The 14,426-nt window shown below is 56.0% G+C and carries 14 protein-coding genes; 8 read left to right on the top strand and 6 right to left on the bottom strand.

Features of this window, described 5'->3' with window-relative positions:
* Positions 1 to 34: 34 nt before the first annotated feature.
* Positions 35 to 1,441 carry an NAD-dependent malic enzyme gene (locus tag QWJ34_RS00530; protein WP_302725097.1) on the bottom strand — a complete coding sequence of 469 codons (1,407 nt, stop codon included), beginning with the start codon at positions 1,439 to 1,441 and terminating at the stop codon, positions 35 to 37.
* Positions 1,442 to 1,688: 247 nt separating this feature from the next.
* On the opposite strand from QWJ34_RS00530, the gene QWJ34_RS00525 reads away from it, so the two are divergent.
* From QWJ34_RS00525 to QWJ34_RS00515, 3 genes are all read left to right on the top strand, one after another.
* A complete protein-coding gene (locus tag QWJ34_RS00525; RefSeq protein ID WP_302725096.1) occupies positions 1,689 to 2,483 on the top strand; it encodes a Cof-type HAD-IIB family hydrolase in 795 nt (264 codons plus the stop codon).
* A gap of 39 nt (positions 2,484 to 2,522) precedes the next feature.
* The gene (locus QWJ34_RS00520; protein ID WP_302725095.1) at positions 2,523 to 3,302 is read left to right on the top strand and encodes a Cof-type HAD-IIB family hydrolase; all 780 of its coding nucleotides are present in this window, start codon (positions 2,523 to 2,525) and stop codon (positions 3,300 to 3,302) included.
* A 123-nt stretch (positions 3,303 to 3,425) separates the two neighbouring features.
* Positions 3,426 to 3,926 (top strand): hypothetical protein, encoded by a 501-nt coding sequence (locus QWJ34_RS00515; protein WP_302725094.1) that lies wholly within the window; start codon positions 3,426 to 3,428, stop codon positions 3,924 to 3,926.
* A gap of 288 nt (positions 3,927 to 4,214) precedes the next feature.
* Here QWJ34_RS00515 and QWJ34_RS00510 read toward each other — a convergent pair whose 3' ends face one another.
* The 3 genes from QWJ34_RS00510 to QWJ34_RS00500 all read right to left on the bottom strand — a co-directional run bounded on the left by QWJ34_RS00510 (position 4,215) and on the right by QWJ34_RS00500 (position 6,017).
* Positions 4,215 to 4,724 carry a hypothetical protein gene (locus QWJ34_RS00510; RefSeq protein WP_302725093.1) on the bottom strand — a complete coding sequence of 170 codons (510 nt, stop codon included), beginning with the start codon at positions 4,722 to 4,724 and terminating at the stop codon, positions 4,215 to 4,217.
* Positions 4,725 to 4,817: 93 nt separating this feature from the next.
* Positions 4,818 to 5,396 (bottom strand): SLOG family protein, encoded by a 579-nt coding sequence (locus QWJ34_RS00505; RefSeq protein WP_302725092.1) that lies wholly within the window; start codon positions 5,394 to 5,396, stop codon positions 4,818 to 4,820.
* 123 nt (positions 5,397 to 5,519) lie between these two features.
* Positions 5,520 to 6,017, bottom strand: coding sequence for an LURP-one-related family protein (locus QWJ34_RS00500; RefSeq protein WP_302725091.1), 498 nt, complete (start codon positions 6,015 to 6,017; stop codon positions 5,520 to 5,522).
* Positions 6,018 to 6,275: 258 nt separating this feature from the next.
* Here QWJ34_RS00500 and QWJ34_RS00495 point away from each other — a divergent pair, with 258 nt between their 5' ends.
* From QWJ34_RS00495 to QWJ34_RS00475, 5 genes are all read left to right on the top strand, one after another.
* Positions 6,276 to 6,923, top strand: a complete 648-nt coding sequence (locus QWJ34_RS00495) for a stalk domain-containing protein (protein WP_302725090.1) — start codon at positions 6,276 to 6,278, stop codon at positions 6,921 to 6,923.
* 174 nt (positions 6,924 to 7,097) lie between these two features.
* Positions 7,098 to 7,535 (top strand): winged helix-turn-helix transcriptional regulator, encoded by a 438-nt coding sequence (locus tag QWJ34_RS00490; RefSeq protein WP_302725089.1) that lies wholly within the window; start codon positions 7,098 to 7,100, stop codon positions 7,533 to 7,535.
* Positions 7,536 to 7,645: 110 nt separating this feature from the next.
* Positions 7,646 to 8,203, top strand: coding sequence for an NAD(P)H-dependent oxidoreductase (locus QWJ34_RS00485; protein WP_302725088.1), 558 nt, complete (start codon positions 7,646 to 7,648; stop codon positions 8,201 to 8,203).
* 1,216 nt (positions 8,204 to 9,419) lie between these two features.
* Positions 9,420 to 10,061: a DUF6088 family protein gene (locus QWJ34_RS00480; RefSeq protein ID WP_302725087.1), complete on the top strand. Its 642-nt coding sequence runs from the start codon at positions 9,420 to 9,422 to the stop codon at positions 10,059 to 10,061.
* 16 nt (positions 10,062 to 10,077) lie between these two features.
* Positions 10,078 to 10,494, top strand: a complete 417-nt coding sequence (locus tag QWJ34_RS00475; protein WP_302725086.1) for a nucleotidyl transferase AbiEii/AbiGii toxin family protein — start codon at positions 10,078 to 10,080, stop codon at positions 10,492 to 10,494.
* 427 nt (positions 10,495 to 10,921) lie between these two features.
* Here the strand turns inward: QWJ34_RS00475 and QWJ34_RS00470 are convergent, their stop codons facing one another.
* Both QWJ34_RS00470 and QWJ34_RS00465 read right to left on the bottom strand, forming a co-directional pair.
* Positions 10,922 to 12,550, bottom strand: a complete 1,629-nt coding sequence (locus tag QWJ34_RS00470; protein ID WP_302725085.1) for a glycosyl hydrolase — start codon at positions 12,548 to 12,550, stop codon at positions 10,922 to 10,924.
* 153 nt (positions 12,551 to 12,703) lie between these two features.
* Complete coding sequence (locus QWJ34_RS00465) at positions 12,704 to 14,407, bottom strand: methyl-accepting chemotaxis protein (protein WP_302725084.1); 1,704 nt, start codon at positions 14,405 to 14,407, stop codon at positions 12,704 to 12,706.
* Positions 14,408 to 14,426 lie beyond the last annotated feature (19 nt).

Genomic DNA, 14,426 nt, shown 5'->3' with positions numbered 1-14,426 from the left:
GCTCAGTCCGCAGGGTTCACGCAAGCCGCTTGGCTTACCGGAAATCCGGCGGCGTCCGGCGCGCCACGCCGGTGCGCAGCGCCGCTTCGACGACGCCCTGGCGGATGCGGTCCACGACTTTGTCGTTGAACACGCTCGGGATGATGTACTGTTCGTTCAGCTCGTCGTCTTCCACGACCGAAGCGATCGCCTGGGCGGCGGCCACCTTCATCTCTTCGTTGATGACCCGCGCGCGGCAGTCCAGCGCGCCGCGGAACATGCCCGGGAAGCAGAGCACGTTGTTGATCTGGTTCGGGAAATCGCTGCGTCCGGTCGCCATGACCCGCACATGCTTCTCGGCCAGTTCCGGGTCGATCTCCGGATCGGGATTCGCCATCGCGAACACGATCGGGTCCGGCGCCATGGACTTGATATGTTCCACCGTCAGCAGGCCCGGCCGCGACACGCCGACAAATACGTCCGCTCCGGCGATCACGTCGCCCAGCTCGCCTTTTTCCCCGTTCGGGTTGCAGTTGCCCGCGATCCATTCCCACATCTCGTTGTCGTACTTCTCCGCCCGGTGCAGCGCGCCGCAGCGGTCGACGGCGATCAGGTTCTTCGCGCCGGCCGCCAGCAGCATCTTGATGCAGGCCGCGCCCGCCGCGCCGACGCCGAGCACGACCAGCTTCGCGTCTTCGAGACTCTTGCCGACGATGCGCAGCGCGTTCAGCAGCCCCGCCAGTACGACCACGGCCGTGCCGTGCTGGTCGTCGTGGAAGACCGGGATATCCAGTTCCTCGGCCAGCCTGCGCTCGATCTCGAAGCAGCGCGGCGAGGAGATATCCTCCAGATTGATGCCGCCGAATGCCGGCGCGATCTGTTTGACCGCGCGGATAATCTCTTCCGGGTCTTTGGTATCCAGGCAGATCGGGAACGCGTCCACGCCCGCGAACTGCTTGAACAGCATCGCTTTGCCTTCCATGACCGGCATCGCCGCTTTCGGTCCGATATCGCCCAGGCCCAGCACCGCCGTGCCGTCCGAGACGACGGCGATCGTATTGCGCTTGATCGTCAGCGTGAACGCTTTCTGCGGATCTTCGTGGATCGCCATGCAGACTTTGGCGACGCCCGGCGTGTACACATGCGACAGGTCTTCCCGGTTCTTGACCGGCGTCTTCGCCCGGATCTCGATCTTGCCGCCCAGGTGGGCGAGGAAAGTCCGGTCCGAGACGTTGACGATCCGTGTTCCCGGCAGCTCGCCCACCGCTTTCAGGACCGCTTCGCGCGCGCTTTCCGGCAGATTGATCGTCAGGTCGCGGATCGTGCTGTCGGCGCTGGCGTGGATCACGTCGATCGCCACCACGTCGCCGCCGCCTTCGCCGATCGCGGCGGCCACCTCGCCGAACGTGACCCGGGTTTTATCCATTTCCAAACGTATCGTTATACTTGTTCCAAGGGCCATCGTCTACCTCCTGAAATGCGGTTTAGTAAGATGCTTGATTTGCTCGCCGTCTTCGATAACGCTTACATTGGAATTCCGGACTTATTATAACACAGTCCGCGGGTAAAAGAGTCATCGGCGGCCGAACGGCTTGCCCTGCCGCGAACGGTTGTCGTGTTATAATGGACCAGACAAATAAAAAGCAACCGCGAGAGAAAGCGAAGTCCGCCGCCCGCAAGCGGGACTTTGCAAACGGAGGGAAACCCATATGAGCGCAAGCCAGGAACACGAACGCAGCATCGTTTTTTTCGATCTCGACGGCACGCTGCTGAACGACGCCAAAGAGATCAATCCGTCAACCCGCGAAGCGATCGCCGAGCTGCAAAAACGCGGCCATATCGTCGCCATCGCCACCGGCCGCGCGCCGTTCTTTTTCGAACATGTGCGCCGGGAACTGAATATCGATACGTATGTCAGCTACAACGGCTCGTACGTCGTGCACGAAGGCGAAGTCGTATTCACCAATCCGCTGAATGAAGACGCGCTGCAAAAGCTGACCGATCTGGCGCTCAAAAACAAGCACGCGGTCGTTTATATGGACCATGAAGATATGCGCGCCAATGTGTCCGGGAACGACCGGGTCGCCGAAAGTATCGGCACCCTGAATATCGGCGCGCTGCCGAAGCACGATCCGCTCTACTACAAAGACCGGTTTATCTACCAGTCTCTGCTGTTCTGCGCGGAAGGCGAGGAAGAGCTGTACGAAGAATTGTTCGGATCGTTCGATTTTGTGCGCTGGCATCCTTTTTCGCTCGACGTTCTCCCGGCCGGTGGCAGCAAATTCAAAGGCATCGGCAGGATTACCGAACAGCTCGGCATTCCGCCGGAGCGCCAGTATGCGTTCGGCGACGCGCTGAACGATCTGGAGATGCTGGAAGGCATCCCGAACAGCGTCGCCATGGGCAACGGCCTGCCGGAAGCCAAAGCCGCCGCCAGATGGACCAGCCGCTCCAACGAAGAAGACGGCATCGCCTACGGATTGAAGCTGGCGGGGCTGCTGTAGCCGACGACATCGCAAAAAAATTTCGAGGAGGACGCGGAAATGGAGCAGAGCATTATCTTTTTCGATATCGACGGCACGCTGGTGGACGAACGCAAGAAAGTTCCGGAGTCCGCCAGGGAAGCCGTATTCGAGCTGAAACGCAGAGGACATATCGTCGCCATCGCCACCGGACGGCCGCAGTTCATGTTCCGCGAGATCCGCGAAGAGCTGGGCATCGACACGTACGTCAGCTACAGCGGGCAGTATGTCGTCCTGAACGGCGAAGTCATCTACACCAATCCGATCGACACCCGCTCGCTGGAGCAGATGACGGATATCGCGCTGAAGCATAACCACCCGGTCATTCTGATCGACGACGAAGAAATGAAAGCGACCGTTCCCGACGACGAATTCGTCGCCCAGGGCTTCGGCATGATGCTGAATTATATTTCGCTGTCGACGCCGGACCCGCATTTTTACAAAGAGCGCTTTGTGTACCAGGCTTCGCTGTTTTGCAGCGAGGCGGACGAAGCGCTGTACGAAGCGATCTTCCCGGCGCTGGACTTTATCCGCTGGACGCCGCTGTCGGCCGACGTACTGCCCGCGGGCGGCAGCAAGATGGCCGGTATCCGCAAGATCACGGAGAAACTCGGCATTCCGCCGGAGCGCCAGTATGCGTTCGGAGACGCGCTGAACGATATGGAGATGCTGGCCGGCGTTCCGAACAGCGTCGCCATGGGCAACGGCCTGCCGGAAGTCAAAGAAATCGCCAGGTGGGTCACCAGAACCAACGAGGACGACGGCATCGCCTACGGTTTGAAGCTGGCGGGACTGCTGTAAAAAAGCGCGTTTCGCCGCCCGACCGCATGCCGCCCGTGTTATAATAACAGGCGGCTTTCGCGCCGCGGAACCGTCGAACACCGACTTTACGACTTTATCCCCCTGGAGGTTTTATATTCAATTATGCTGACTTTCGATAAAAAAATCGCGATCCTCGACTCTTTCCCGGAGCTGGAACGCAAAGACGTTTCTCTCGGCCGGGTCAACTACCATTATCCGGATAGCGCGCAGGAGAAAAAAACGGTCGCTTTTCATTTTCATAAAAACGGCAACGGATTCGTCTACGCGGGACTGGTCGGCGATTACGAGACGGACGACAAAGGCTTGGTCAACGTGCGCGACTATACCGAAGCGCAGCTGCGCGAGATCGTCGACGCTTCGATCCGCTCGCTCGCGCCGTCGCCGGGATCGCCCGCTCAAGGCGCGTGCCGCCCGTCCGCCGCGGCTTCCGCCTTCCCTTCCGGCGACGCCGATGTCTGGACCGACGCCGAAGGCCAGGAGCTGACGCTTCGATGCGAGGACGAGACCTTCTTTATCTACTCCGGGTCCAGTCTGGAAATGGCGTTCGAAACGCATGAAGAAGCCGAGGAATATCTGGCCGAAGAAGGATTCTCGCGCCGGTAACGCCGCAGTCCCGTCTACCGTTGGCGGCAGGCGCGAATGATGCCGATGCGCATCATTTTCGCCGCCGCTGTGCCTGTTTATCGAAAAATGTTGCGAGAGCGCATCATTTTCAGCCCATTTCCGTATTTCGCCTGGAAAAAGCCGAAAAATGATGCACCTCCGCAACATTTTTTAGTTTAAAGCCGATATCTCCTCGAAATGATGCATCTGCGCAATATTCAGCGGGAATCGTCTGCGTTCGTTTCGAATCGGCCGCCGCAGAATCCCGCAGCCGCAGAGTCGGCGCCGTCAGTTCAGCACGCCGCTGATCAGGTCCGCCCAGATCAGCGAGCGCTCCCGGAGCACTTCGATGCCCATCGCCACGGCTGCCCACTCGTGCGGGGTCACGGCGCCGGTCTCGGGCACATCCAGCGTATACGCGTTCATTTTCCACCAGTGGCGCCGGCGGGCAAGGAAAAAAGACGTATCCGGCCCTTCGACCCGGTATCCGCGCTCTCCCCGGATGCCTTCGATCCGGTAAACGCCGTTCGCGTACGTGTTGTATTCGAACACCCTGCGGCGCAGCAGCCCGGGCTGCATGCGCAGCGTGCCGACAAGTTCCTCGCGGTCGTCCAGCACCGACCAGCGCTTGGGCCGCCGCTCGCAAAAAGCCCGGAACAGCACGTAATCCTGCTCGTCCAGCACATACACGGAACCTTTGCTGCCGTGAAGTTCGATCGTTCCCGCCGGCGCGCCGTCCGACGTGCGAATACGGTCTTTGCCGACCGCCAGCTTTTTGCCGCCGAAATGCAGCTCCATCCGGATCCCTCCGTTCTTTCGCAGACCGGCCATTCCTTTTTTCCTCGCCCGGCCGGTCGGCGCACGTTCAATCGATCAGGCCGATGCGGGCGATCAGCCCCAGTCCCCGCCCTGCGTATCGGCCAGCTCGCTCTGCATATCGTCCGCCACCGACTGGATATCCTCCGGCGTGATCTGGATCAGCAGATAGCCCTCCCCGTCCCGCATCTTCTCCGCGTCTTCCTTGAAGTAGCGCGGACTGCCCGGCGCGGCTTCGTCGTCGTAGACCAGCAGCATGCCGCCCGTTTTGCGCAGCAGCAGCGCGTCGCGCGCTTTGAACTGCCACGGCCCGCTGTACGGTTCTTTGCTGACCAGGCCGTAATAGTCGATGCCTTTGAGCAGCTCCTGCCAGTATTCTTTTTTCTCGTCGCTCCACTTCTCGTCCATATTCGCGAACGCGGCCAGCACCGACAGCCTGAGCTGCGGATACTCTTTTTTCAACTCGATAACCGCTTCGCACGCCCACAGATCGACGCCGTACTGGCCGGGGGTGATGACCCACTCCAGCCCTTCCTCGATCAGCGGAATCAGCCGGCGCTTGATCGCTTCGCGGATAAACGGAATGCCCGGATGCTTCTGGTTGAAGATGCCCAGCTCGCTTGCGCGGTAGCCGGTAACCAGCAAATTTTTCACGTTCGGCAAAGCCTCCCCGATCTTTTTCTTTCAGTGTACCATAAGCCGGGAAAAGTTTGCCGCTGCGCCGCCCGCCGCGGGTTTGCATAGGCGTTCGGACGGGCTTGGGCCGAATTTGCGCGGTTACGCGCCGCCGGAGCTTGCCGCCGAATTCTGCCGCTTGCGGATCGCGTTTACGCCCATCACGACGGCGACCAGCTCGTAATCGTCCAGCCTCGAAGCATTGCGCAGTCCGTAAGCGTCGGTGCGCAGCCAGCCGTTCGTTTTGGCGAAAGTCGCCACGGTCTGCCCGCGTTCCGTCACGATGTATTCTTTGGAAAAGTTCGGCGATTCGATCTCGTACACCCCGTTTTCGCCCGCGTCGTATTCGAACTTTTTGGTAAAAAAAGTAAGCCTTGGACGCAGCAGCCCTATATCGTTTCCGGCGCTGTCCAGCACTCTCCACCGGTTCAGCATCAGCTGGAATTTGCCTGTGTACAGCAGCGATCCGGACAAGCCGTAAACGTCGACGGAAGAACCGAAAGCGCTCTTCAGATCGATCGTGCCCGCCATCTCCCCGGCTTCGTTCATAATCTTCGTCACGCCCATATTGAAAAAGTTGTCCGCAAAATAAAGATCCATGTCGTCACGCTCCTTTGAACGATTTTTTACGATGCGTCTTACGCCTTTTTACGCCCGTTTGCGCCGGGAGTTGCATCATTTATCCGTTTACCGGCCCGTTTCTTATCAATTACCTGGAAAAAGATCACATAAGTGCCGCCCAACTCGTTTAAAATTCAAAAGATTCTGGGTAATTGACTTTACCGGCCTTACATACAATGGAACATACATACAATACGCACGTCGGTATACCTCGAAATCGGAAGGATGGATAGAACGATGAAGAAAAAGCTGGCGGTCACCGCCATTGCGCTGGGCATGACGCTGACGGCTTCGGCCGGCGTGTACGCGGGCAGCAATCTGCAGGATATCCGCGCGTCGCTGAACTACGGTCTGGGCATCGTGGTCAACGGAAAAGCGTATACGCCCAAAGACGGAAACGGAAAAACGCTCGCCCCGATCACGTACAACGGCACCACGTACCTGCCGGTCCGCTCGGTCGGCGAAGCGCTGGGCACTTCGGTGACTTACGACGCGAAGAACAGCAAAGTCCTGATCGGAGGCTCGTCTTCGTCGGGCGGCACGACTTCCCCGGGCACGTCGACGGTGCAGCGTCCGCAGAATCTGCCGGCCGACTTCCCGCTGCCTTCGGACGCCAAAGTTTACGATGTGATCGAAGGATCGGCCGCCGGGCAGAAGTCCGTCACGTTCAGCTATCTGACCAAACAGGATCTGGAATCGCTCGGCAATACGTACAAACAGTACTTCGCCAAAAAAGGCGCGACGAGCAAATCCGAACAGGTCAGCGCATCGTCCTTCACGATTATCGACGCAGGCAGCGCCTTTTCCGTTACGCTGGACGGCGCTCCCGGCACCGGCAGCAATAAAGGCTACAACAGGATCGACGTGATCTGGAGCGGCAAGTAAAAGACTGCGCCGCCGGTCGAGCACCGAAAAACAGCCCCGTTTCCGCGTTTTGCGGGAATCGGGGCTGTTCGCGCGCGGCCGAAGATCGCGGCGAAGCGGCGCAGTCTGTTATGCTGTTAGCAAAGAAACCGCCGGCGAAACCGCGCAGAACGCCGAATAAAGGAGTGAACCCATATGCAGCAGCCGTCAAAAAAGTACCGGATCGGCGTCGAAGTCACGCTCGACGTAATCGGCGGCAAATGGAAAAGCCTGATCCTGTACCATCTGGTCGAAGGCGTCAAACGTTACAACGAGCTGAAGCGGCTGATCCCGAACGTCAGTCCCAAAATGCTGACCCAGCAGCTGCGGGAGCTCGAACGGGACGGGCTGCTGATTCGGCGCGATTACGAAGAAGTGCCGCCGAGAGTGGAATACGCGCTGAGCGAATACGGAAGCGGCCTGATCGACGTGCTCGACTTTTTCTGCCACTGGGGCGAAGCGCATCTGGACCGGGTGTACGGCGACAGGTCTTTGATGCTGGAAGACGATTTTGCCGACGACGAGCACAGGGAAGATCCGGCCGTCGAACGTTCGGCGCAAACAGCAGATTCGGCGGAGAATTCCGCGCGCTAACCGTTCGGGCCGCGTGCAGTTACCTAAAAGTGCGTACTTCACAACGTTCTTCGACTCTCCTACAATGAGCCGTATTCCGCACCGGAATTCAAACGAGGAGGGATTGTCCCATGAAAACGCTGGTCATCGCCGTTCACCCGGCGCTGCACGAATCGCGCATCCACCGCAGGTGGCTGGAAGAACTTCGGCGCTATCCCGAAGAAATTACGATCAGTTCGCTGTACGAAAAATACCCGGACGGCGTCATCGATATTGCGCGCGAACAGCGGCTGGCGGAGAATCACGATCGAATCGTGCTCCAGTTCCCGCTGTACTGGTTCAGCTCCCCGCCGCTGCTCAAGCAGTGGCTGGACGAAGTACTGCTGGAAGACTGGGCATACGGCAAAGGCATCGACCTGTTTGCGAGCAAAACGATCGGCGCCGCTGTTTCCGGGGGCAGCCAAGAAGACGATTATCGGCGCGAAGGCCGGTACCGTCTCGATATCCACACGCTGCTGAGCCCGCTCGCCACGACCGCCCGCTACCTCGAAGCCGGCTGGGAAGCCCCGTTCGTACTGTACGGAGCCGGCTCGCGCATGAGCGACGACGAGATCGCGCGCAGCGCGGAAGCTTATGCGCGGCATCTGCTGTCGTATAAGATAAACCGGTCTTTTGCATCGCCTAATTAGGTCGTGTTTGAAAACTCAACGACGTGCATCTTTTACCGCCTTTTCGCCCTCCAATGAACCGAACCGTACCTAAAGCGTGTACGCTTCATTCAACGAATGAACCGTACCAGAAGCGTACACGCTTCATTCGCCGACGGCGTCACTTTCTCTTGACGTGCCCCGGCACGACTGCGAAAAAGTTCCTTGTGGAGAACGAAAATTCGGCAAAATCTGCTTCCTTCGGAGTTCTCAAACACGCCCCAAGATTCTCGGAATTTAGCATGACAAAAAAGCACAGCTTATAAGCTGTGCTTCCAGATTGTCGAGACACGACGATGCGTTAAAATAAACGGAAACCGAAGCAAGAGTCAACAAGAATTCAAAATAGCATCATATAGGCCTTTATTTCGGGTAAATTTTGCATTTCCGAGCAAATAGCTGCGCTAGTACAACTATTTCGAACTTTTACGCTCCTATTCGGTCTTTTTCTCTAAAATAATTGTATGAGTGAAGCTATTTGAAGCAGCCGAAGCGTTTCGTCCGAAATAAGTGTACCTGTGCCGCTATTTTTGGTTTGACACCCTACCCGGCTTTCTCGGCACTTTGAAAGCACAGCTTACAAGCTGCGCTGCGCTTAATAAATAGAGAAATCGAAGAAAATCCTGAGTCCCCAACAAAGTCTAACCGTTTCAATCTCTTTTCAATTTAAATTTAGCTGATACAAAGCTAATAATCGAAACTATTAAAAATGCGATAGTAGCACTCAAGTATACAAAATATAAAAGTGAAGGATAGATCGATGTTTCATGTGAGAATCCATACAGCGTCAAGATTCCCGACAAGCTCATTCCGATATTCGATAAGTCATCAACATAGAATTTGCGAAGGATAAATTGAAGACAAATACATAACCAAAGAATCGGAAGTATGATATAAAAAAAGCCGGGCATGATTCAACCTTCTTTCGTAAATATAAAATGATTAAGTTTTCAGTCCAGCAGTTTGTCCCGCGAAAATCCAATTCATTCTCGATTTGAAGACTAAAAAAAGTGCCGAAAACGAGAATGAAGCGGAATGCGGAGTTTATAAGGCCGCGTATAGAAACAGCCCTATTAACACGATAAAACTTCTACAATAATATTCAGATGCAAAAAGTCATTGAACATCATTTTGTCTCGTTTTTGAACTTTTAATTTAAAAATAGGGTATAATTTCAATAAGTGAAAGGAGAGATTCCATGTCGCTCAAAGAAATTTTGTTCGAAAATTACGGCTATAACGAACCAATTATTGCTAACGAACTCAAACATATGGATGTCAACCTCTCGGCAGAAAGTCTGCGTCGAAACCTGAATCGAATGGTGCAAAATGAAGAACTCCAACGGTTTAGTAACGGCGTCTATTTTTTCACTAAATGGAATTCAGTGCTTAAACAAAATAGCAAACTAAGCGAGCGCCTGGTCGTCGAAAGAAAATATATTCGTTCGGGCGACCGGGTTTACGGATATTTGTCCGGGCTTGCTTTTGCTAATCAGTTAGGGATTACGACTCAAGTTCCCCAACATCTTGAAATTGTAACAGAAAAAACTGCCAGTAAACGAAGAACGATCCAACTAAAAAGTTATCGGCTAACTTTGAAATCTCCACGTGTGCCTGTAACTGCGCAAAATGTAAAACTTCTTCAGATTCTTGATCTGCTATCCGAAACCGAAATTTATGCCGAGGTGGATACTCAAACGCTGAAACGAAAAGCTTTTTCTTATTTGGATGATTTACAACTTTCCTCGGAGATAATCCGAACAATCGTATTAAACTATCCGAACAAAACAGCCAAACGTCTGATGGAGTTGGAATTGGATCATGTACTTATACGAGGATAAAGAAACTTTTCAATAATTGTTGATTCTTGCAAGCGAATATTTTCGGATAGCCGAAGCTATTATTGAAAAAGATTATTATGTCTCGGTCGTACTCAAAACTATCGGTGAACATATACCCGAAATTATTTTCAAAGGTGGAACTTCTCTATCCAAAGCCTATAAATTAATCGATCGTTTTTCGGAAGATATCGATCTTTCTTTTTTTCAAGAGAATCTTTCTCCTCCTTCAGATGCTCAGCGCCGAACATTAAAAAGAAAGATTTTGACATCCGTCGAAGAAGCAGGGCTTGCGATCGGTAATCTTGAGGATGTTCAGTCACGCCGCAAGTTTAACCGTTACGAAGTGAACTATCCGAATGTATATACCGATAGTCATTTGAAAAATCATTTGTTGATTGAAACTTATTGTCACTTTGTGCCCTACCCTGTTTGAGCCGGACGTTTATCGACAAATGTTTCGCTTTATGCGATCGTTTTGAACTTAAAAATTCGCTTGGAAATTCCAGACACTTATACGATTTATATCACCTCTGGCCTCGGGTCGAACACAATCAAAATGAACTCCGCACCCTGTATCAATCGTTGAAATCCGATCTTTCCGCCGATCTTATACACAACCCTTCCTGCGCACCTGAATATCCTTTTACAGAGAAACTGCTTGAATTGTTAAACTCGAATTTTTATCAAAACGATTACGAAGTCCTTACTGCACAGCTGCTTCGATCTCCTTTGACTTATGATTCGATCGCAGATTATTTGAAGCCGATTTTTGAGCAGCTGCGTTTTTGAATAGAAATTTATTTGCGTAGGTTTACGGAAAAAGGCGCACTTCCTTTGGGAAGCGCGCCTTTTCGATCTGCTCACTGCACCTTCGTCTTCACCGCCTGCGTATTCACCAGCTTCCCCTGCTTATCGTACGCCCGGACGTTGATCGTGATCGTTTTGCCTTTGTATTTGGCAAAGTCGATCTCGGCCGTCCAGGGAGGAGCGGTCGAGACGCCGGCCTGTTTGCCGCCGATTTCGTAGACCACTTTGCCGAGCGTCGGCGACCATGTTTTGACGTAGCCGGAGACTTTGAGTCTCTTGGCCGGGACCGTCTGCGCGATCGGGCTGTAGACCAGCGTGGTGCCGTCGCCCACCGTGCTCAGGTAATACGGACTCGACACCAGCTTCTTGTAAGCCGCCAGCAGTTTGGCGTTGCCGGACAAGCCGTAATATTTGACCCGGTCGCCGGTTCCCTGTGAATCGACGTCGAACCAGAAGATTCCTTTGACCTTGGGATACTTCATCGGCAGCGTCGCGTAAAGCTGCTGCGTCTGGTAGACGGACCATTCGGTCACGTCGCGCTTTTTCTCCGGATACATATACGAGACGCCGCCTTCGGCGATCATGATCGGCTTGCGGTCCGCGTACAGCTTGTAGATTGCGTCCAGCTTCTCGATATGGCTGGTCCGGTCCATGCCCTGGCCCAGCGGATCGCCGGTCGGATTGTAGATGGAATACAGGCTGACGCCCACCCAATCGACGTATTTGTCGCCCGGATAATAAGACGGGATCGAATCGACCGGATTCGCGCCAGGCGCCCACACCATCGCGACGTTGTCCGGCGCTTCTTTGTGGAAGACGTCGGCGACCAGGCGGAATTTCTCGATATAATTTTTCGGCGTGGTCGTCCAGGGCGTCCAGTTGCCGTTCATCTCGTTGGCGAAGCGCAGAAAGATCGGCACGCCGGAAGCGGCCGCGTCTTTGGCGAGCCGGTGCAGATAAGCGTCGTCTTTGACCTGTCCCAGACCCGACAGCGGCTGCACGCCGAGTTCGAGCGCCGTTCCGTTCTTTTTCGCTTTCTCGATATGGGTGCGGACCGAAGACAGCGGCTGGCCGTACGAGAAATAGACCAGGTAGCCCGCGTGCTTTTTACCGGTCAGCTTGGGAAAGTTGTCCGTATAGAATTTGCCGCCCGCGCTGCTGTGCACCTGCTTGTCCTGCTCCGCGTAAGCGCCGATCAGCGCGCCGTTCGCCGGTTCGAGCGGCGCCAGGCCGCGTCCCCGGTTCTTGAGCGCGGCGGCCGACAGACCGTTCTCGTAATACAGCTGCACGGAACTGCGCAGCGCGTCCGCTTTCTTCTTGACCGCCAGGCTGTCCTGGGTCAGGCCGGCTTTGGCGTAATAGGAAGACTCCAGATCCCAGCTGGATACCGCTTTGTCGTACTGGTACAGCTTGACGTACACTTCGCCCGCGTTGCGGTACATGCGGCCCGCGTTGCCGTATTCGCGTCCGGCCGCAAGTTCGCGCCCGGCCTGTTCGTACTTGGCGATCGCCTGGGCGTAGTTCCCCTGCTTCTCCAGCTTCATCGCGTCGCTGTACACATTCCAGACGCTGTACGCTTCCGCCTGTTCCGGTCCGACCGCCGCCGCTCCCCCGAGCAGCAGCGAAGCCGCCAGCGCGAACGCCAGCGTTTTTTTCCATCTCTTTTTACCGTCCCCCAACATGCTTCCACTCCCTTTTTGTCCGCCTGCGTTTCTCGCATCGTCCGCTCGCTGCCTTGCTTGCAGGCTATCTTGACTTTTATCGGCAAAAAGACCCCAAACCTTTAGGAATGGGGTCCCTGTCCAACTTCGTATCGAGGACGCGGCAAAAACAACTTACAGCTTGAACCGGCCGACCATGCGCTCCAGCTCGCCGGCCATTTCCGACAGCGACACGGCGCTTGCGGACATCTGCTGCATCGCGGCGGCCTGCTGTTCGGACACCGCCGAGACGTTCTGGATCTCTTCGGCCGTCCGCTCCATCTGCGAGCCGCCTTCCATAATGGCCGAAGCCACCGTCTCGACTACCTGCACCATCTCGCCGGAAGCCTGCACCGCCTGATCGCTCTGCATGCCGACCCGGCCGACCGTCTCGCGAATCCGGCCGAACAGACCGCCGGTCGCATCGACCGAATCGCGGCCCGCCGCTACCTGCTCCGACGCCTGGCCGATCACATCGCTCAGCCGCTCCGCGTCCCGGCGCACCAGATCGATCATCTCGATGATCTGCGCCGCCGAAGCCGACGACTGCTCGGCCAGCTTGCCGACCTCGCTGGCGACGACCGCGAAGCCGCGGCCCTGCTCGCCCGCCCGCGCCGCTTCGATCGAAGCGTTGAGCGCCAGCAGATTGGTCTGCTTGGCGATATTGGTAATCAGCTGCACGATGCCGCCGATCTCCTGCGAACGGCGGTTCAAAGCGTCGACAGCTTCCGTCATTTCGCTCATGCCCGCGGATGCCGATTCCATCCGGCTGACCGCTTCCTGAACCACCTGGCTGCCTTCGTCGGAATGCGAGCCGGCCGCCCCGGCCGTGTCCGACGTTTCCCCGACGCGGTCGCGGATCACCACGATCTTGTCGAGCATGCGCTGCATCAGATCGCCGCCCCGGCGCGAATTCGACAGCTGGGCTTCGCTCGCTTCCGCCATGCGCTGCATGGACGTCGCCGAATGCTCCGCTCCGGTCGCGCTCTCCTGCGCCACCGATTTAAATTCTTCGGCCGAAGCCGCCAGCGCCCCGGAAGTCCGCTCGACTTCGAGCAGAATCTCGCGCTGGTTCTCGCCCATCTGCCGCAGCACGGCGGCCAGTCGTCCCAGTTCGCCTTTGAGTCCGGTCGGCAGCTCGTCGATCTTGTCCAGCTCGCCGTCCGCCATATAACCCACCTGCCGGGTCATCCGTCCCAGCGGGCGCGTGATGCTGCCCGAGATCAGGAAAGCCAGCAGAACGCCCAGCGCCAGAGCGACCGTCACTGACACGATGGAAGTGGTCAACATGGAGCGGGTCGCTTCGGACTGCTCCAGCGCCGCGCCGTTCATGACCTCGATATTGCGGTCGATCAGTTGGCCGAGCGATTGGGTCATCTGCGTCACAATCGTTTCCGCCTGGGTCTGCACCCGGGCCGCCGCTTCGTCCCGATTGGCCTGCGACAGCTCCAGAATCCGTCCGACGGAGCTTGTATACTCGGCAAAGTTTGCGCTCAGCGCTTTGGCTTCCTGTTTCTCTTCGTCCGAAGTCAGCGAAGCCGCATAAGCGCTCAGCGCTTCGGTAAATTCGTTCATGTTCCGATCGATTTCGGTTTGGCTGCCGCTCATTTTCGAGTTGTCCGTATCCAGAATATTGCGCATCACCAGCTGATCGGTCGTCTTCAGGCGATCGTTCATTTTTTCAAGCGAAACGACGTTCGGAATATTCTGCTCCCGCAGCAGATCCGACCGGTCTCTCAGCATGGAAGTGCTCAAATTGGTGATGGTGTTCAAGATGACGATGACTACGATCATTGCGCCGAATCCGCCGAGCAGTTTTTGTTTAATCGTAAGCTTCAACTGGTGCTCTCCTTTTCCG

This window comes from Saccharibacillus sp. CPCC 101409 (genome assembly GCF_030518235.1).
Classification (GTDB): Bacteria; Bacillota; Bacilli; order Paenibacillales; family Paenibacillaceae; genus Saccharibacillus.
The sequence above is the reverse complement of the archived record's forward strand: the minus strand, read 5'-3'. Positions and strand labels throughout refer to the sequence as shown.